General features: G+C 57.1%; 13 protein-coding genes. All 13 read left to right on the top strand.

Translation table 11 applies throughout. From position 1 onward, the window contains the following. Positions 1–2 precede the first annotated feature (2 nt). The 13 genes from traU (at position 3) to traI (ending at position 18443) form a co-directional block, all read left to right on the top strand. Positions 3–989 carry a conjugal transfer pilus assembly protein TraU gene (traU, locus tag V4835_RS00165; RefSeq protein WP_320723635.1) on the top strand — a complete coding sequence of 329 codons (987 nt, stop codon included), beginning with the start codon at positions 3–5 and terminating at the stop codon, positions 987–989. A gap of 16 nt (positions 990–1005) precedes the next feature. Then, positions 1006–1635 carry a type-F conjugative transfer system pilin assembly protein TrbC gene (gene trbC, locus V4835_RS00160; RefSeq protein ID WP_049047529.1) on the top strand — a complete coding sequence of 210 codons (630 nt, stop codon included), beginning with the start codon at positions 1006–1008 and terminating at the stop codon, positions 1633–1635. After that, positions 1632–3512, top strand: coding sequence for a type-F conjugative transfer system mating-pair stabilization protein TraN (traN, locus tag V4835_RS00155; RefSeq protein ID WP_060446833.1), 1881 nt, complete (start codon positions 1632–1634; stop codon positions 3510–3512). Before trbC ends, traN begins: the two co-directional genes overlap by 4 nt. A gap of 31 nt (positions 3513–3543) precedes the next feature. Then, complete coding sequence (trbE, locus tag V4835_RS00150; protein WP_025759809.1) at positions 3544–3732, top strand: conjugal transfer protein TrbE; 189 nt, start codon at positions 3544–3546, stop codon at positions 3730–3732. A gap of 36 nt (positions 3733–3768) precedes the next feature. Further along, on the top strand, positions 3769–4512 hold the full coding sequence (gene traF, locus V4835_RS00145; protein WP_060446849.1) for a type-F conjugative transfer system pilin assembly protein TraF: 744 nt from the start codon (positions 3769–3771) through the stop codon (positions 4510–4512). Between the two features lie 16 nt (positions 4513–4528). Beyond that, positions 4529–4777 carry a type-F conjugative transfer system pilin chaperone TraQ gene (gene traQ, locus V4835_RS00140; RefSeq protein WP_008324126.1) on the top strand — a complete coding sequence of 83 codons (249 nt, stop codon included), beginning with the start codon at positions 4529–4531 and terminating at the stop codon, positions 4775–4777. Continuing rightward, the gene (gene trbB / locus V4835_RS00135; RefSeq protein WP_060446834.1) at positions 4767–5312 is read left to right on the top strand and encodes a type-F conjugative transfer system pilin assembly thiol-disulfide isomerase TrbB; all 546 of its coding nucleotides are present in this window, start codon (positions 4767–4769) and stop codon (positions 5310–5312) included. Before traQ ends, trbB begins: the two co-directional genes overlap by 11 nt. After that, positions 5312–6685, top strand: a complete 1374-nt coding sequence (traH, locus tag V4835_RS00130; protein WP_045379406.1) for a conjugal transfer pilus assembly protein TraH — start codon at positions 5312–5314, stop codon at positions 6683–6685. The genes trbB and traH overlap by 1 nt, the downstream gene beginning before the upstream one ends. Continuing rightward, complete coding sequence (traG, locus tag V4835_RS00125) at positions 6685–9504, top strand: conjugal transfer mating-pair stabilization protein TraG (RefSeq protein WP_320723624.1); 2820 nt, start codon at positions 6685–6687, stop codon at positions 9502–9504. The genes traH and traG overlap by 1 nt, the downstream gene beginning before the upstream one ends. A gap of 24 nt (positions 9505–9528) precedes the next feature. After that, positions 9529–10002 carry a surface exclusion protein gene (locus V4835_RS00120; RefSeq protein WP_172689108.1) on the top strand — a complete coding sequence of 158 codons (474 nt, stop codon included), beginning with the start codon at positions 9529–9531 and terminating at the stop codon, positions 10000–10002. A gap of 52 nt (positions 10003–10054) precedes the next feature. Continuing rightward, positions 10055–10672, top strand: a complete 618-nt coding sequence (locus tag V4835_RS00115) for a hypothetical protein (RefSeq protein ID WP_320723625.1) — start codon at positions 10055–10057, stop codon at positions 10670–10672. Positions 10673–10902: 230 nt separating this feature from the next. Beyond that, positions 10903–13203: a type IV conjugative transfer system coupling protein TraD gene (traD, locus tag V4835_RS00110; RefSeq protein ID WP_331411004.1), complete on the top strand. Its 2301-nt coding sequence runs from the start codon at positions 10903–10905 to the stop codon at positions 13201–13203. Continuing rightward, the gene (traI, locus tag V4835_RS00105; protein ID WP_320723627.1) at positions 13203–18443 is read left to right on the top strand and encodes a conjugative transfer relaxase/helicase TraI; all 5241 of its coding nucleotides are present in this window, start codon (positions 13203–13205) and stop codon (positions 18441–18443) included. The genes traD and traI overlap by 1 nt, the downstream gene beginning before the upstream one ends.

Genomic DNA, 18443 nt, shown 5'->3' with positions numbered 1-18443 from the left:
AAATGCTGACTGCGTGTCTGTTCGGGCTGCTTCTGTTGGGCAACAGCCCCGTGGCTTCGGCGGACGCCGCCTGCGAAGGGCGTTTCTTCAATCCGATCACCGATATCTGCTGGCGCTGCATGTTTCCTCTGTCGCTCGGCAGCACAAAAGTCACGGGCGGAGATTTACCGGACACGTCCAATCCCGGGAGCCCGATACAGTTTTGTCCAATGCCGCCCCCGGTATTTCAGCGCATCGGCCTGGCAATAGGGTACTGGGAGCCCATGGCCATGACCGATGTGGCGCGTTCTCCAGGCTGCATGGTGAACCTCGGTGGATTCACCATTAATCTCGGGAAAATGGGGATGGGCACCGCAAAAAAGGATGAAAAACAGGTGAACGGCGCGTTCTACCACGTCCACTGGTACAAATATCCGCTGACGTACTGGCTCAACATCATCACCTCCCTCGGGTGCCTGCAGGGCGGCGATCTGGATATCGGATACCTGTCTGAAATCGACCCGACATGGGGGGACAGCGCCCTGACCTCCATTCTGAATCCGGAGGCGGTCATTTTTGCCAACCCCATCGCGCAGGGCGCATGTGCGGCCGACGCGGTGGCCAGTGCAGCAAAAACGTCGGTTGACGCGCTGTTCTGGTGCGCCGGATCGCAGGGGTCAATGTATCCCTTTAACGGCTGGGTGAGCAATGAGTCCAGCCCCCTGCAGTCTTCCGTTCTGGTCAGCGAGCGCATGGCGTTCAAGCTGCACCGTCAGGGGCAGATAATGGAGAGCATCGGGGAGGATAAAAAGGTCTGCTTCGAGTATCCGTCACCCATTATTCCCAAAACGCGCTGGCGCTATCAGATGGTGAATATGTATCCGGACGTGGCGCAGTGCCATCCCTTCGGCCGAACGGTCATGCGCTGGGAAACGGGGCGTAACCCGCCGAATACGAAGAAAAACTACGGCTATCTGCTCTGGCGCAAGCGCAACTGCGTCTTCCTCTGAGAAAAAGGAAACTTCCATGAAAACTCTGTCCGGTCTGACGGCGGCGCTGCTGCTGTCAGCATACTGTTGCACTGCGCTGGCGTCAGGGGCTGATGAGGCGAACCGCGAGTTTATTCGTCAGCAGGAGTCTTTCAGCCAGCAGCTGAGGGGGCAGGACAACGCGCCGCTGCGCCAGATTCTGGAGCAGCAGGTGCGCCAGAACCCTCTTTCAGCAGACGACGCGCGATTTATTGGGGAGCTGAAACAGCGCCAGCGCGAGAACCTGCAGGATAAACCGACGCACGGCGCTCTCTATTTCGTCTCCTTTGCCATCCCGCAGGCGGGGCTTAAGCGCATGCTGACCGAGGCGCGCCGCTACGACATTCCCGCCACCCTGCGGGGCATGGTCAACAACGACATGAAAACGACGGCAACCGCCGTGATGGCGCTTGTTCAGGACGGTTCAGCCAGCGGTGTTGCCATCGATCCCACCCGCTTTCGTGAGTACGGGATCACCAGCGTGCCGTCCCTGGTGGTGTACTGCGAGGCGGGCCACGACGTGATTCGCGGCAATCTTCATCTGAAGCAGGCGCTGGAAAAGGTGGTGGAGAAGGGCGAGTGCAGGGATGAGGCGCAACAGCTGCTTAGTAAAGGAGAGGCCCGATGAAAAGAGCAATACTGATGCCGGTGCTGGCCATTGCCACCACGATGGCGGGCGTAAATGCATTTGCCGATGCTGACGCGCAGTACAGAGCGGGGGCTGATTTTGCCCGTCAGGTACAGGGGCAGGGGGAGAGCAGCCTGAAAAACTTTAACCCCTCAGCGTCTATCCCCAACTATACCGCCTCGCCCGGTGAGAAGAAGTACTATGGCGGCGTGACGGCGACCGGTGATGGTGCGCTGAAAGCGGACGGTACCACGGGCTGGACTACTAATGAGGCCACAAAGGCCGTCACCGACTCGTTTGTTAACAACCCGAAGGAGCCCATTTCACCCGACGCGCCGTTTATTAAGGCCAGCCAGGATGTCCAGTCCCGCGCCGATACCATCATCGGCAAAACGGGGCAGACGCAGTGCGAAGCGCAGAACATCAGCCGCAGCGAGTTCACCAACTATACCTGTGAGCGCGACCTGCTGGTTGAGCAGGCCTGTACGCGCACGGCCAGCATTACCGGCCACTACGAAAACACCACGGTGACGCGCACCTACACGGTGCCCAACAGCGACTTTACCTATACATACGACGGCAACAAGACGGTGAACTTCAGCTTCCGTGCGCCTGCAACCGGTACCGTGCTGAGCGCGTCGGTTGCCGTCCATTTTAATGACAAAAATATGTACTACGGCTTCTCGTGGTGGGGCGTAAATGCGGATTCTGTGGCTAAAAGGGATAACGGATGGGCGCTGCCCGGTGCCGCGGGGGCTGCGCTGACCGCAGGACAGTACTCTCCACAGGGGGCAATGCTCAACAAAAACTGCCTGAGCGGTAAACAATCCCGCTGTCGGGAATATGCTCAGAAGACGCTGTCCTGGATGCAGGGCGGTACGCAGGCCTGGATGACCGCCACCCTGACCATGCAGGTGACGGACAAAAAATGGGTGCCGGACGTGGTCTGGAACGAATCCTGCCCGTTCAGCAAGAGCGAAGGTACGCTCAAAAAGACCGAATGTATTGAGCCGGGGAGCACAAAAACGGTCGTGGTTGACGGGGTGTCATACCCGGTCACGCAGGCTTGCTGGAAGTACAAAGACACGTATATGACCCAGGCTGCTGACAATGGCACCTGCAAAACCTACATGGACAATCCGGCCTGTACGCTTGCCTCACGCACCTGCGCCTTCACGGCAGAAGACGGCAGCGGCTGCCTGCATGAATACGCGACGTACTCCTGTGAAACGCGTACTTCCGGTCAGGTGATGATATGCGGCGGCGACACCTTTTGTCTTGATGGTGACTGTGAGCGGGCGCAGAACGGTAAAAACAACGATTTTGCACCTGTCGTTTCGGCACTCGCCGCGCTGGCCGCTGCGGGCAAGGACGTGGCCGCCATTAACAGCGTTAACGTGCGCGCCTTTACCGGCAGCGCGAAGTTCTGCAAGAAGTTTGCGGCAGGATTCAGCAACTGCTGTAAAGACGGCGGCTGGGGCCAGGACGTCGGGCTTGCCAGGTGCAGCAGCGAGGAGAAAGCGCTGGGCAAGGCCAAAGAGAATAAGCTCACGGTCAGTATCGGTGAGTTCTGTTCAAAAAAAGTGCTCGGCGTCTGTCTCGAGAAAAAGCGCAGCTACTGTCAGTTTGACTCTAAGCTGGCTCAGATAGTGCAGCAGCAGGGACGTAACGGTCAGCTTCACATCGGCTTTGGCAAGGCCAGCAGCCCGGACTGTCGCGGCATCACCCAGACCGAGCTGCAGCAAATTAATTTTGAAGCGCTCGACTTCTCGAACTTTTTCGACGATCTGCAAAAGAACAAGAAAATCCCGGATAACGACACCCTGACGAAGCGCGTCCGCGAGGAAATCGCCGCGCAGCTGAAGAACAAACAGTAAGCCACTCATTACTCACTCAGGACTCTCCATCATGAAAATTAAAGGATTTACTGGACGCCTTATCATCAGCCTGATTGTCGCCTCACCGGTGCTTTACTGGTGCGGGAATATCGTTGATGAAACATCGCGCATCGATGTGTTTTTTATGGCGCTGATGGTTGCGCTTTTCGTGGCGGGAGTTCTGCTGGCGTGGCTGTTAAACCCGCTTTTCAAACGATAACCGACCTGCTTCGGGATAAGGAAGGTTCCAGTGAAAATGAGAAAGACAGCGTTAGCGCTGCTGCTTCTTGGCAGCGTTTTTTCCGCCACAGGAAAAGATGCCGGCTGGCAGTGGTACAACGAATCGCACAGAATGCCGGAGGACGACAAATCCTCTTCAGCACAGCCTCAGCAGGCCTCGCCGGACATCATGGAGAAGCTTGCCACGCTTCAGCAGGCCACGAAGCGCGCCATGTACGAGGCCATTCTGTATCCGGGCGTGGAGAACTTTACCCGCTACTTCCGCCTGCAGAACTACTGGACGCAGCAGGCCGGGCTGTTCTCGATGAGCGCCAAAAAAGCCATGCTCGAGCACCCCGAACTGGACTACAACCTGCAGCACAGCCACTACAACGGTACCGTGCGCAACCAGCTGGCGGCGGACTTTGCCGACCAGCGCCGCGCCATTGAAACGCTGGCTCAGCACTATGGCGTGATGTTCTTCTACCGCGGACAGGACCCGATCGACGGCCAGCTGGTTCAGGTCATTAAAAACTTCCGCGAGACGTATCACCTCAGCGTCATTCCGGTCTCCGTGGACGGTATCGTGAATCCACTCCTGCCGGATACCCGAATGGACGGTGGACAGGCCAGCCGGCTGGGTATTCGTTACTTCCCGGCGCTGATGCTGGCCGATCCTAAAAGCGGGACGGTCAAACCCGTCTCGTATGGCTTTATCAGCCAGGATGACCTGGCGAAGCAGTTCCTCAACGTTTCCACAGATTTTGCCCCCAACTTTTAATACAGGGAGAGTTCGCATGCGTAAATTCCGTTTTCGCCTGCCTGAGTTCGACGTGCCCGGATTATGGGTGCTGAGCCTCGGGATATGGTTTCACATTGTTTCCCGCCTGGTCCGGCGCGAGCCGGAGATGGCCATTCTTCTGGCGCAGATAATCGGCGTCTCGATGGCGCTCTGGGGGGGATACCGCATCATCAACCGCTGGATAGATGCCGCCCGTGAGGCCGAAAAGGCCCGTGATGCCGGAGGATGCCGACATGAACCTTAGACATACCGTGTTTACCGTGGCGCTCATGACCCTCAGTCTGGCCACACAGGCTTCCACGATGGACGAGATCAAATCGTTATGGCATCCACAGGGGGCGCGAGCGTCGGGATCTCTGCCTACATCCCCGGAAGACCCTGAAGCTAAGCCACTTCCGGCGAAGCAGCCGGTCTGGTACCGCCTAAGCAACGGGCGCCAGGTCAATCTGGCCGACTGGAAGGTCGTGCTGTTTATGCAGGGACACTGCCCGTACTGCCACCAGTTTGATCCGGTCCTGAAGTCGCTGTCGGCACGGGTGGGGTTTGGGGTGATGGCCTACACCATCGACGGTCAGGGGGATGCGTCCTTTCCCGATGCGCTGCCCGCGCCGCCGGAGGTAATGAAAACCTTTTTCCCTAACCTGCCCGTGGCCACGCCAACCACCTTTCTCGTCAACGTAAACACCCTTGAAGCCCTGCCCCTGCTGCAGGGCGCGACCGACGAACAGGGCTTTATGGCCCGAATGGATACGGTCCTTCAGATGCGCGGAGTGAAATGATGATAAACCTGTTCAGACACCGCAGTCTTCTGGGCTGCATGCTTCTCGTCTGTTCAACAACCGTTAGTGCGGACGTGAACAGCGACATGAACACCTTCTTTAATAAGCTAGGCTTTGACTCCAATACCAGCCAGCCACAGGTCTGGCAGGGGCAGGCCGCTGGCTACGCCACGGGTGGCTCACTATATGCCCGTACGCAGGTGAAAACCGTCCAGCTTATCTCCATGACGCTGCCCGACATCAACGCCGGCTGCGGCGGTATCGATGCCTATCTGGGCTCCTTCAGCTTTATTAACAGCGATCAGCTGCAGCGTTTCGCCAAGCAGATTATGTCCAATGCGGCCGGATACTTCTTCGATCTGGCGCTGCAGACTACGGTACCGGAAATCAAGACTGCTAAAGACTTCCTGCAGAAGATGGCCAGCGACATTAACAGCATGAACCTCAGCTCCTGCCAGGCGGCGCAGGGGATTGTCGGCGGTCTGTTTCCGCGCACTCAGGTCTCCCAGCAGAAGGTCTGCCAGGACATTGCCGGTGAGAGCAACATGTTTGCCGACTGGGCGGCATCCCGTCAGGGCTGCACGGTGGGGGGAAGCATGGATAAGGTCCGTGATAAGGCCAGTGATAAGGATAAAGAGCGCATAACGAAGAATATCAATGTCATCTGGAATGCGCTCGGAAAGAACCGCATGTTTGACGGGAATAAAGAGCTTAAGGAGTTCATCATGACCCTGACCGGAACAATGGTCTTTGATGAGAAGGGTAATATAACCCCGCTTCCGGCAAGAACGACCGATCGCGACCTTATTCGGGCCATGATGGAGGGGGGGACTGCACGGGTGTATCACTGTAATGACAGCGATAAATGTCTGAAGGTGGTTGCCGATGCTAATGTCACGATCAGCCAGAAAAATGCACTGAAAAATCAGATAAAAGACATCCTTTCCAGCATTCAGAATAAAGCCGTTGCCGATCTAAAGTTAACCGAGAAAGAGAAGGGATTTATCACAAGTACTACCATCCCGGTCTTCAAGTACCTGGTTGATCCCCAGATGCTGGGGGTTTCTAACAGCCTCGTTTATCAGCTAACCGATTACATCGGCTACGACATTCTTCTCCAGTACATCCAGGAGCTGGTCCAGCAGGCCCGTGCAATGGTGGCAACGGGAAACTATGACCAGGCGGTTATCGACAGCATCAATAATAACCTCAACGAAGCCACGCGGCAGATAGCCTCCTTCCAGGCACAGGTGCAGGTACAGCAGGATGCGCTTTTGGTTGTTGACCGCCAGATGAGCTATATGCGCCAGCAGGTCTCGGCACGCATGCTGCAGCGCTACCAGAACAACTATCACTTCGGGGGGGCGCGCTGATGCAGGAAATCTATGTCATCGCGGGCGGCGACTGGCTGACGCAGACGCTGAATGCCATCGTCACGTTCATGTCGACGGAGAACTGGGTTGTTATTCGGCGTATTGCGACGGCTTTCTCTGTGCTGGTTGTAGCCATTTCGTGGATACGACGGCACAACATCATGGATATGCTGGGCTGGGCAGGCGTCATTGTGCTGATGTCGCTGCTGGTCAGTGTTCGCACCTCCGTACAAATAATCGATATCAGTAATCAGACAAAGGTCTATAAAGTCGATAACGTGCCCGTCGGGCTGGCACTGCCTGCATCGCTGACCACCAAAATTGGATATGCCCTTGTTCAGGGGTATGAAATGGTCTTTTCACAGCCCGACAGCATCACCTACAGCAAAACCGGCATGATATTTGGGGCGAATCTGGTTTCACGCAGTACGGACTTTTTATCACAGAACCCAGAAATAACGACGATATTCACGGACTATGTGCAGAACTGCGTGATGGGCGATATTTTCCTGAACGGAAAATATACCATGGAAGATCTAATGAACAGCGCAGACCCGTATACGCTGATTTTCTCAAAGCCGAGTCCGCTGAGGGGGATATTCAACAACAATAATCAGTTTTTAACCTGTGAAGAAGCCGCTGCGGTAATTAAGCCAAAGCTTGCCCTGGATACTCAGACCGGAGGAAAAACATGGAGTTACTACGTGCGTCAGCTTTTTGGCGGACGTCCGAATCCTGACATTTTGTTCAGCCAGATGATCGGGGACAGCTATAACTATTTCTATGGTGCCGGTCAGAGCGCCGCGTCGATTGTCCGTCAGAATGTGACGATGAACGCTTTGCGAAATGGCATCATGAGCTATGCAGCCCGCAACGGTGACACCTCAAGCCTGCTGAATATCGCCACTACGTCATCGATGGAGAAGCAGCGGCTGGCGCATGCGACGGTCGGTCAGGTGGCATTACGCTCACTACCTATGTCTCAGACGTTGATTGTCGGTCTGACCATCGGAATATTCCCCCTGATGGTGCTGGGCGGGATGTTTAACGCCGTCACCCTTAATGTGCTGAAGGGGTACGTGCTGGCTATCATGTGGGTGCAGAGCTGGCCACTGCTTTACGCCATCCTCAACAGCTGCATGACCTTTTATGCGAAGGCCAACGGTTCACCAGTGGTTCTCTCGGAGTTGTCACAGGTGCAGATAAAATACTCAGACCTCGCTACCACGGCAGGCTATCTGTCCATGCTAATCCCACCGCTTGCATGGGGAATGCTGAAGGGACTGGGGGCGGGGTTCTCAAATCTCTACAGCCATCTGGCCTCTTCCGCTATCAGCCCTGCAGCCACTGCTGCCTCTGGTGCTGTTGATGGTAACTACTCCTACGCCAACATGCAGACAGAAAATGTGAGTGGTTTTAACTGGAATACCAATAGCTCAACAGTATTTGGACAAATGAGCCAACAGTTGGCTAACGGAGCCAGTTCGACGCAAATGCGTGATGGCAGTGTAGTGACAGATTCCAGTGGTGCTACGTCACGTATTCCTATGAGTATCAACATGACTCGTCAGATTGCAACCGCACAGCAGGCAATGGCCCGCGAGGCACAAAGCCAGTCCGAGAGTGCATTGCATGGATATAACAGTAGTTTGAGTAGCGCATGGAATACGCTCAGTCAATTTGGCTCAAACCGTGGTAGCAGTGATTCATTGACCAGTGGTGCAGACAGCACTATGAGTGCTCAGGATTCTATGATGGCCAGCAGAATGCGCAGCGCAGTAGAAAGCTATGCGAAGGGGCATAACATTAGTAACGAACAGGCCACACAAGAGCTGTCAGCGCGCAGTTCTCGAGCATCTGCTGGGCTTTATGGCGATGTTCACGCCAAAGGAAGTGCTGGATTTAAACTTCTTGGCAACGGTGGTGGTGTAGGTTTTCAGGCTGGCGTGAAAGCAGGTGTCGACTGGAGTGATGATGATACTCACCAGGCAACCAGTAGTACTCGAGGTAGCCACGATGCCCGCCATGATATGGATGCAAGAGCAACCCAGGACTTTAAGGAGGCGAGTGATTACTTTACTAGCCGTAAAGTCAGTGAATCTGGGAGCCATACGGACAATAATGCGGCTTCCCGAGCAGATCAACTTTCGGCATCGTTGAACTCAGCAAAACAGAGCTATGATCAGTACACCACAAGTCAGGCTCGTAGCCATGAATATGCTGAAATGGCGTCTCGTACAGAAAGTATGAGTGGTCAAATGAGCGAGGATCTAAATCAGCAGTTTGCCCAGTATGTCCGTAAACATGCACCTCAAGATGCAGATACATTGCTTACTAATACCAGCTCAGCAGAAATCGCAGGAAAACGTCGGGAACTGGCTTGGGGATTTGTTCAGGAACAGGTACAACCGAGCGTTGATGCATCATATTCAGCAGCTAAAGGAAATGTTGGCCATGGTATGGGGGCCATTTCTGGTGGCGGTGGAAATAGCGATGTTATTGCCGATCACCAGTCTCATCAGGCTACTATCGAACAACGTACACAGAACATTGGAATTAAGGATGATGTAAAAGGTCAAGTTGATAATATGCTCACAACATCGAGAGAAAATATAGCTGATACTCGAGGAAGTATACGAGATAAAGAAGGTGGCATAAGTCAACAGTATTCTGATCTGCAAAAACATCATAATTCAGAGCAATCTTCGCAGGCAAATACGTATAATATGGAAAAAGAGTCTCAAGAGCGGGTGCCGGGGGCGGATAGCCCTGAAGAGTTGATGAAGAAGGCTAAAGAGTATCAAGATAAACATAAGTAGTAAGGGTACGCATGGGAGAGTAGGATGAAAAATGTTTTTCAAATGTGCTTAGTGATGGTTATACAATTTGTAGCGTGTTATCTGTCAGAGCGGCCGTTGCCGGAAATACTATTTTTCGTCTTTTTTGTTTTTATATGGCAAGGGTTGTTTTTATATTTGTCTTCCAAAATTCAAGAGAAAAATAACCTTCCAGGATATGAGTGCAATAAAATAGTTTGGTATGCATTTATACCTATTGCGACATTATTCCCGCCACTACTTACCTTGTTGGCAATTGTAGTTGGGTCTTTGTATGAATTGCGAAGGGTTAGTGGATGTAAAAGTTATAAAAATTGGATTGAGTCACAAATTGTCTTAAATTCATCAGAGGATGACAATGAGGTTGAACTGGAATTCAAGTCTGTTGAGTTTGATAGATATAACCCAGCTACTGGTTTACCCATGATAGGCGGAGTGGATATATCAGGGAATCCCAGTGGCTCAACAAGGCATAATTAGAAGGTTGTTTCAATTCTAGATTGAAAAAGGAGTGAGGTTTATGGAGAAAAGGATGTTGTTAGCACTGGTCACATCTTCAGTCGCCCTTTCTGGGTGCGGAGTGCATAACGTAGAAAACACCGAACCGAGTAAATATCATCGTGCTGCAGACTATGCTTCTGATGTGGTTAAACGTTCAGGGTGTATAGGGAGAATTGACGATTTGCTTTTTAGCTCGGGGGAAATATTCGTGAATGATTATGGATTGAATTATTCATCTAGTAATGCTGGTCTTCATTGCACGAAAACCTCATTTCGAGAGTCAATGTCTCGATATTGCCAAAGTAAATCAGGTGTTTTTTTAGATGGTTGGTGCTCAGTAGACGATGTCCCTATTTTTAAGGTTGATGGATTCACTACCCTTGAAAGGGGACCATCTCAGTCTGCAGATAAATGGATTCAATCCAGCCGCCATTGGGGATATGAAAGTAAACGAGATCAACAAGTAAAGTCAGATGAGCGTCAGCGTAGCGAAATGGAAGAAAAAGAACGGGTAGTGAGAGAGAAAAACATGGAGGTTGATACTAAAGTTGGTGATTTGATATGTCGAGAGGATTACGAGGCGAAACCTTATCAATATCCTGGGGTTGCATACTACAAAGCATACGTGGAAAAAAAAAGAGAAAAATAAACTACAGTTGCGATTGGTTTGGCACGGTGGTGATAGGTTTGTAGTTAACGATATAACTAATGTGAATAATATAATCTGGTCAAGTCCTAAAGGGTGGCGCCATTGCAATTGAATTTATAACACTTCTTTAATAACTAAGCCCGCATGTTCGGGCTGTTTCTTATATTCTCCATTCTGAATGTTCATTTTGAATACCGGGCCGATGTATTCTAAACCTCAATGAGGATAATATGAGTTTTAATGCAAAGGATATGACCCAGGGCGGTCAGATCGCGAGCATGCGCATCCGTATGTTCAGTCAGATCGCCAATATCATCGTGTACTGTCTCGTCATTCTCTTCGGCGTCATTGTCGCGATTACGCTGTCGGTTAAACTGACCTGGCAGACGTTCGTGAACGGCATGGTTTATTACTGGTGTCAGACGCTGGCCCCCATGCGCGATATTTTCAAATCCCAGCCTGTCTATACCATCCGTTATTACGGCCATGAGCTGAAGTATAACGCGCAGCAAATAATGCAGGACAAATATATCCAGTGGTGCGCCGACCAGGTCTGGACGGCCTTTATTCTTGCCGCCATCATCGCGGCCGTGGTGTGCGTTATTACCTTCTTTGTCACCACCTGGATTCTGGGCCATCAGGGTAAGCATCAGAGTGAGGACGAGATAACGGGAGGGCGCCAGCTGACTGATGACCCGAGAGCGGTGGCGAAAATGCTCAGGCGCGACGGTCTCGCATCCGACATCAAAATCGGTGAGCTGCCGCTTATTAAGGACTCGGAGATCCAGAACTTCTGTCTGCACGGTACCGTCGGGGCCGGTAAATCAGAAGTTATCCGCCGTCTGATGAACTACGCCCGCCAGCGTGGCGATATGGTCATCGTGTATGACCGCTCCTGTGAGTTCGTCAAAAGCTACTATGATCCGGCCACAGATAAAATCCTTAACCCGCTGGATGCGCGCTGCGCTGCATGGGACCTGTGGCGGGAGTGCCTGACGCAGCCTGACTTCGACAACGTTTCCAACACGCTTATTCCTATGGGCACGAAGGAAGACCCCTTCTGGCAGGGGTCGGGACGTACCATCTTTGCCGAAGCCGCTTATCTGATGCGCAACGACAAGGACCGCAGCTACAGCAAGCTGGTCGACACGCTGCTTTCCATCAAGATTGAGAAGCTGCGCTCGTACCTGAAAAACTCCCCAGCGGCGAACCTGGTGGAAGAGAAAATCGAGAAAACGGCGATCTCCATCCGCGCCGTGCTGACCAACTACGTCAAGGCCATCCGCTACCTGCAGGGCATCGAAAATAACGGCGAGTCATTCACCATACGCGACTGGATGCGCGGCGTTCGTGAGAATGGTAAAAACGGCTGGCTCTTTATCTCCTCCAATGCTGACACCCACGCTTCCCTCAAGCCGGTTATCTCCATGTGGTTGTCCATCGCCATTCGCGGGCTGCTGGCGATGGGTGAAAACCGTAACCGCCGCGTGTGGATCTTCGCCGACGAGCTGCCGACCCTGCACAAGCTGCCGGACCTGGTTGAGATCCTGCCGGAGGCGCGTAAGTTTGGCGGCTGCTACGTCATTGGCATTCAGTCCTACGCCCAGCTGGAAGATATTTACGGGCAGAAGCCGGCGGAAACGCTGTTCGACGTGCTGAACACCCGTGCCTTCTTCCGCTCTCCGTCGCGCAATATCGCCGAGTTCGCCGCTGGCGAAATCGGTGAAAAAGAAATCCTCAAGGCGTCCGAGCAGTATTCCTACGGTGTGGACCCGGTACGCGACGGTACCTCGGTCGGCAAGGACATGGAGCGCGTCACCCTGGTGAGTTACTCCGACGTCCAGACGTTGCCAGATCTCTCCTGCTACGTCACGCTTCCCGGACCTTATCCTGCCGTGAAAATGGCGCTGAAGTATCAGCAGCGTCCAAAGGTGGCACCGGAATTCATTCCGCGCACCATCGACGGGAAAGCGGAGGAACGCCTGAATGCCGCGCTGGCTGCACGTGAACATGAATCCCGCAGCATCGCCATGCTCTTTGAACCGGATGCAGACGTTATCGCGCCAGAGGGCAGTGCGGAGAATGCTGGCCAGCCCCAGCAGCCCCAGCAGCCCCAGCAGCCCCAGCAGCCCCAGCAGCCCCAGCAGCCCCAGCAGCCCCAGCAGCCCCAGCAGCCCCAGCAGCCCCAGCAGCCCCAGCAGCCACAGCAGCCACAGCAGCCACAGCAGCCACAGCAGCCACAGCAGCCACAGCAACTGACGCCCGCGCCCCGCGCTGCAGACGCGGCATCCGTAGCAGGTGCGGCAGGCGCCGGCGGCGTGGAGCCTGAGCTGAAGACAAAGGCGGAAGAGGCAGAGCAGCTGCCGCCCGGCATCGATGAAAGCGGTGAAGTAGTGGATATGGCGGCATGGGAGGCGTGGCAGGCGGAGCAGGACGAACTGTCTCCTCAGGAGAGGCAGCGTCGTGAAGAAGTGAACATCAACGTTCACTGGGCGCCTGAAAAGGATCTTGAGCCGGGAGGATACATCTGATGATGAGCATCGGATCGGTAAAATCCGCCGGCAGCGCGGGCAATTATTACACCGACAAGGACAACTATTACGTTATCGGCAGTATGGGCGAGCGCTGGGCCGGAAAAGGGGCTGAAGCGCTGGGGCTCAGCGGCGGGGTGGACCAGAAGGTCTTTACGAAGGTTCTGGAGGGACGCCTGCCGGATGGCAGCGACCTCAGCCGGACTCAGGACGGGGCGAACAAACACCGTCCGGGCTACGACTTCACCTTCTCTGCGCCCAAAAGTGTCTCCGTGATGGCCATGCTCGGTGGCGACAAGCGTCTTATTGAGGCCCACAACCGCGCGGTGGAGACCGCCATTAAGCAGATAGAGGCGATGGCCTCCACGCGGGTTATGACGGAGGGCAGGAGCGAGACGCAGCTGACCGGCAACCTGGTGATGGCGCTGTTTAACCACGATACCAGCCGCGACCAGGAGCCGCAGCTGCACACCCACGCGGTGGTGGCCAATGCCACTCAGCATGGCGATGAGTGGCGAACGCTCAGCAGCGACAAAGTGGGCAAAACCGGGTTTATTGAGAATATCTACGCCAACCAGATTGCCTTTGGCCGCCTGTATCGTGCCGCGCTGAAGGATGACGTCGCGGCGATGGGCTATGAGACTGAGACGGTCGGCAAACACGGCATGTGGGAGCTGAAGGGCGTACCGACGGAGCCGTATTCCAGCCGCAGCAGGACCATCAGCGAGGCGGTCGGTGATGACGCGTCCCTGAAGTCCCGCGACGTGGCGGCGCTCGATACCCGCCAGTCGAAGCAGAGGGTTGACCCCGAACAGCGCATGGCCGAGTGGATGCAGACCCTGAAAGCGACGGGGTTTGACATTAAAGCCTACCGTGAGGCGGCAGACCTGCGGGTTGTGCAGGGGAATATTCCCGCAACGACGCCTGAAGCCATTGATATTAACAGCAGCGTCGGGCAGGCCATTGCGATGCTGAGTGACCGGCGGGCGCGGTTCACGTATTCCGAACTGCTGGCCACCACCCTCGGGCAGCTGCCCGCGCGGCCGGGCATGGTGGAGATGGCGCGTGACGGCATCGATGCGGCGATAAAAAATGAGCAGCTCATCCCGCTGGATAAAGAGAAGGGGCTGTTTACCTCGAACATCCACGTGCTGGACGAGCTGTCGGTGTCGGCGATGACCCGCGATTTACAGCGGACGGGGCAGGCCGACATTTTTCCGGATAAAAGCGTGCCCCGCAGCCGGTCATACAGCGATGCCGTGAGCGTTCTGGCCCAGGACCGTCCGCCAGTGGCCATTATTTCGGGTCAGGGCGGGGCGGCCGGCCAGCGGGAGCGCGTGGCGGAGCTGACGATGATGGCGCGCGAACAGGGGCGTGACGTGCAGATTATCGCCGCCGACAGGCGTTCGCGCAGCGCCCTTATGCAGGATGAGCGCCTCAGTGGCGAGCATATCACCGACAGGCGGGGGCTGACGGAGGGCATGGCCTTTACGCCCGGCAGCACGCTGATTGTGGACCTGGGGGAGAAGCTGACCCTGAAAGAAACGCTCACGCTGCTCGACGGCGCGCTGCGCCATAACGTCCAGCTGCTGATAGCCGACAGCGGCCAGCGCACCGGGACCGGCAGCGCCCTCACCGTCATGAAGGAAGCGGGAGTGAGCACGCTCGCGTGGCAGGGCGGTGAGAAGACGCAGGTCTCGGTTATCAGCGAGCCTGACCGGCGACAGCGGTATGACCGCCTGGCCGCTGACTTTGCCCGAAGCGTCCGCGCAGGTGAACACAGCGTGGCGCAGGTCAACGGTCCGCGCGAGCAGGCGGTGCTCGCAGGCGTAGTCCGCGAGGCGCTTAAGGCGGAAAAGGTGCTGGGCGAGCGGGAGGTCAGTATCACCACGCTGGAGCCGGTCTGGCTCGACAGCCGCCATCAGCAGGTGCGCGACCACTACCGGGAGGGGATGGTCATGGAGCGCTGGAATGCCGAAGCACGCAGCCGGGAACGCTTTGTCATTGACCGCGTGACGGGCCGCAACAACAGCCTGACGCTGCGCAACGCCCAGGGTGAGACGCGGGTGACCCGCCTGTCTGAACTCAACAGCAGCTGGTCGCTGTACCGCACCGGCACGCTGCAGGTGGCCGAAGGCGACCGCCTGGCGGTGCTGGGCCAGGCGCAGGGGACGCGGCTCAAGGGAGGCGATACGGTGACCGTTAAGGCGCTCGGGGAGGCGGGGCTCGTCGTCAGCCTGCCGGGGCGTAAGGCGGACGTGGTCCTGCCCGCCGGTGACAGTCCGTTTACCGCCGCGAAGGTGGGTCAGGGCTGGGTGGAGTCGCCGGGCCGCTCGGTGAGCGACAGCGCCACGGTCTTTGCCTCGCTGTCGCAGCGCGAGCTGGATAACACCACGCTGAACAAACTGGCGCTCAGCGGCAGGGCGGTGCAGCTCTATTCCGCACAGACGGCGCAGAAAACGACGGAGAAGCTGTCACGTCAGTCTGCCTGGAGCGTCGTTTCTGAACAGATTAAGGATGCGGCGGGGCATGACAGGCTCGATGATGCGCTGGCGCACCAGAAGGCCGGGCTGCACACCCCGGAGCAGCAGGCTATCCATCTGGCCATTCCGGTGCTGGAGGGGAACGGCCTGGCGTTCACGAAGCCGCAGCTGATGGCCGCCGCGAAAGAATTTGAGCAGGACAGCCTCAGCCTGCAGGTCATCGAAAAGGAGGCGGACCGGCAGATACGCAGCGGCGCCCTGCTGTCGGTGCCGGTATCGCCTGGAAACGGCCTGCAGCTGCTGGTCTCACGCCAGTCGTACAATGCGGAGAAAAGTATCCTCCGCCACGTTCTGGAGGGAAAGGAGGCCGTCACCCCGCTGATGGATAAGGTTCCGGACGCGCAGCTGGCGGGCCTGACCGACGGGCAGCAAAACGCCACGCGCATGATACTGGGATCCCCCGACCGCTTTACCCTGGTGCAGGGCTACGCCGGGGTGGGTAAAACCACCCAGTTTAGGGCCGTCATGTCGGCCATCGGCACGCTGCCGGAACGGGAGCAGCCGCGGGTTATCGGCGTGGCCCCCACCCACAGGGCGGTGAGCGAGATGCGCGACGCGGGCGTACCCGAAACGCAGACGCTGGCGGCCTTTATTCACGACACGCAGCATCAGCTGCGCGGCGGCGAACGACCGGACTTCAGCAACGTACTGTTTCTCGTGGATGAAAGCTCGATGGTCGGTAACGCCGACATGGCGAAGGCGTACAGCCTGATTGCCGGGGGCGGGGGACGCGCGGTCTCCAGCGGCGATACCGACCAGCTGCAGTCCATTGCCCCGGGCCAGCCCTTCCGCCTGCTGCAGAAGCGCAGCGCCATTGACGTGGCGGTGATGCAGGAGATTGTCCGCCAGACGCCGGAACTTAAACCTGCCGTCTACAGCCTGATTAACCGCGATATCGGCAGCGCCCTGACGACCATTGAGAGCGTGGCGCCGGCACAGGTGCCGCGCAGGGCGGATGCCTGGCAGCCGGACAGCTCCGTCATGGAGTTCAGCCGCGAACGGGAGGAGGCCATCGCGAAAGCCGTGGCGGCCGGCGACATGATGTCCGGCGGGCAGCCCGCGACGCTGCTGGAGGCCATCGTGAAGGACTACACGGGGCGCACGCCAGAGGCGCAGGCGCAGACCATCGTTATCACCGCACTGAACGCCGACCGCCGCCAGGTGAACGCCATGATTCATGAAGCCCGTCAGGGTGCCGGCGAGGTGGGCGAAAAAGAGGTCACGCTGCCGGTTCTCACGCCTGCCAATATCCGCGACGGGGAACTGCGGCGCATGGCAACGTGGGAGGCATCCCGTGACAGCCTGGTTCTGCTGGACAGCACCTATTACAGCATTGAGGCGCTGGACGGGGAGGCGCACCTGGTGATGCTGAAGGATGCGCAGGGCAACACCCGCAGCCTGTCGCCCGCGCAGGCTGCGACAGAGGGCGTCACGCTCTACCGTCAGGACACCATTACCGTGTCGGAAGGCGACCGGATGCGCTTTTCGAAAAGCGACAACGAGCGGGGCTTCGTGGCCAACAGCGTCTGGTCGGTCAGTGAGATAAAAGGTGACAGCGTCACGCTGTCGGACGGGAAACAGACCCGTACGCTCACGCCGTCAGCCGAGCAGGCAGAGCAGCACATCGACCTGGCCTATGCCGTCACCGTTGAAGGCTCACAGGGAGCGAGCGAACCCTTCTCCATCTCCCTGCAGGGCACGGACGGCGGACGTAAGCGGATGGTGAGCTTCGAGTCGGCCTACGTGGCGCTGAGCCGCATGAAGCAGCACGCGCAGGTCTATACCGACAACCGGGACAAGTGGGTGGCCGCGATGGAAAAATCGCAGGCGAAAAGTACGGCGCATGACATTCTGGAGCCGCGCGGCGACCGCGCCGTCGCGAATGCCGTCCGCCTGACGGCGACGGCAAAAGCGCAGGGTGAGGTGCCTGCCGGTCGCGCCGCGCTGCGCCAGGCCGGGCTGCAGCCTGAGGGCTCAATGGCGAAATTTATCTCGCCGGGGCGTAAATATCCGCAGCCGCACGTGGCGCTCCCGGCCTTCGACCGCAACGGCAGGCAGGCGGGCGTCTGGCTGAGCGCCCTGACGTCCGGAGACGGGCAGCTTAAGGGGCTCGCTGGTGAAGGCCGGGTGATGGGCAGCGGGGACGCGGCGTTTGCGGGTCTGCAGGCCAGCCGTAACGGCGAGTCGCTGCTGGCGCGGGATATGGAAGAGGGCGTGCGGCTCGCGAGGGAGAATCCGCAGAGCGGCGTGGTGGTGCGGCTCGAAGGCGAGGTGCGACCGTGGAACCCCGGCGCCATTACCGGCGGTCGGGTCTGGGCCGACGGCCTGCCCGATGGCACCGGTACGCAGCCCGCAGAAACGGTGCCGCCGGAGGTGCTGGCACAGCAGGCCCGGGAGGCTGAGGTGCAGCGGGAGCTGGATAAGCGTGCCGAAGAGGCGGTCCGCGAGATGGCCCGCAGCGGCGACAGGCCGGCCGGAGGGGCTGACGTCGCCGTCCGGGATGTGGTGCGGGATATGGATCGGATAAAAGAAACGCCAGCATCTCCCCTCACGCTGCCGGATGCGCCGGAAGAACGCCGCCGGGATGAGGCGGTGTCTCAGGTGGTGCGCGAGAGCGTGCAGCGGGACCGCCTGCAGCAGATGGAGCGCGAAACGGTGCGAGACCTTGAGCGTGAAAAGACCCTGGGAGGCGACTGA

Origin of the sequence: Enterobacter cloacae complex sp. CARB60, assembly GCF_036487345.1 — a bacterium.
Classification (GTDB): domain Bacteria; phylum Pseudomonadota; class Gammaproteobacteria; order Enterobacterales; family Enterobacteriaceae; genus Enterobacter; species Enterobacter asburiae_D.
Note: the sequence above shows the minus strand (reverse complement) of the source record. Positions and strands in the feature narration are given on the sequence as shown.

Bases quoted from the DNA above. Each gene is read 5' to 3' on its own strand.
- trbB (WP_060446834.1), top strand. From the start codon at position 4,767: ATGAACCTTAGACATACCGTGTTTACCGTGGCGCTCATGACCCTCAGT.
- traU (WP_320723635.1), top strand. From the start codon at position 3: ATGCTGACTGCGTGTCTGTTCGGGCTGCTTCTGTTGGGCAACAGCCCC.
- traI (WP_320723627.1), top strand. From the start codon at position 13,203: ATGATGAGCATCGGATCGGTAAAATCCGCCGGCAGCGCGGGCAATTAT.
- traF (WP_060446849.1), top strand. From the start codon at position 3,769: ATGAGAAAGACAGCGTTAGCGCTGCTGCTTCTTGGCAGCGTTTTTTCC.
- traG (WP_320723624.1), top strand. From the start codon at position 6,685: ATGCAGGAAATCTATGTCATCGCGGGCGGCGACTGGCTGACGCAGACG.
- V4835_RS00120 (WP_172689108.1), top strand. From the start codon at position 9,529: ATGAAAAATGTTTTTCAAATGTGCTTAGTGATGGTTATACAATTTGTA.
- traQ (WP_008324126.1), top strand. From the start codon at position 4,529: ATGCGTAAATTCCGTTTTCGCCTGCCTGAGTTCGACGTGCCCGGATTA.
- trbE (WP_025759809.1), top strand. From the start codon at position 3,544: ATGAAAATTAAAGGATTTACTGGACGCCTTATCATCAGCCTGATTGTC.
- V4835_RS00115 (WP_320723625.1), top strand. From the start codon at position 10,055: ATGTTGTTAGCACTGGTCACATCTTCAGTCGCCCTTTCTGGGTGCGGA.
- traN (WP_060446833.1), top strand. From the start codon at position 1,632: ATGAAAAGAGCAATACTGATGCCGGTGCTGGCCATTGCCACCACGATG.
- traD (WP_331411004.1), top strand. From the start codon at position 10,903: ATGAGTTTTAATGCAAAGGATATGACCCAGGGCGGTCAGATCGCGAGC.
- traH (WP_045379406.1), top strand. From the start codon at position 5,312: ATGATAAACCTGTTCAGACACCGCAGTCTTCTGGGCTGCATGCTTCTC.
- trbC (WP_049047529.1), top strand. From the start codon at position 1,006: ATGAAAACTCTGTCCGGTCTGACGGCGGCGCTGCTGCTGTCAGCATAC.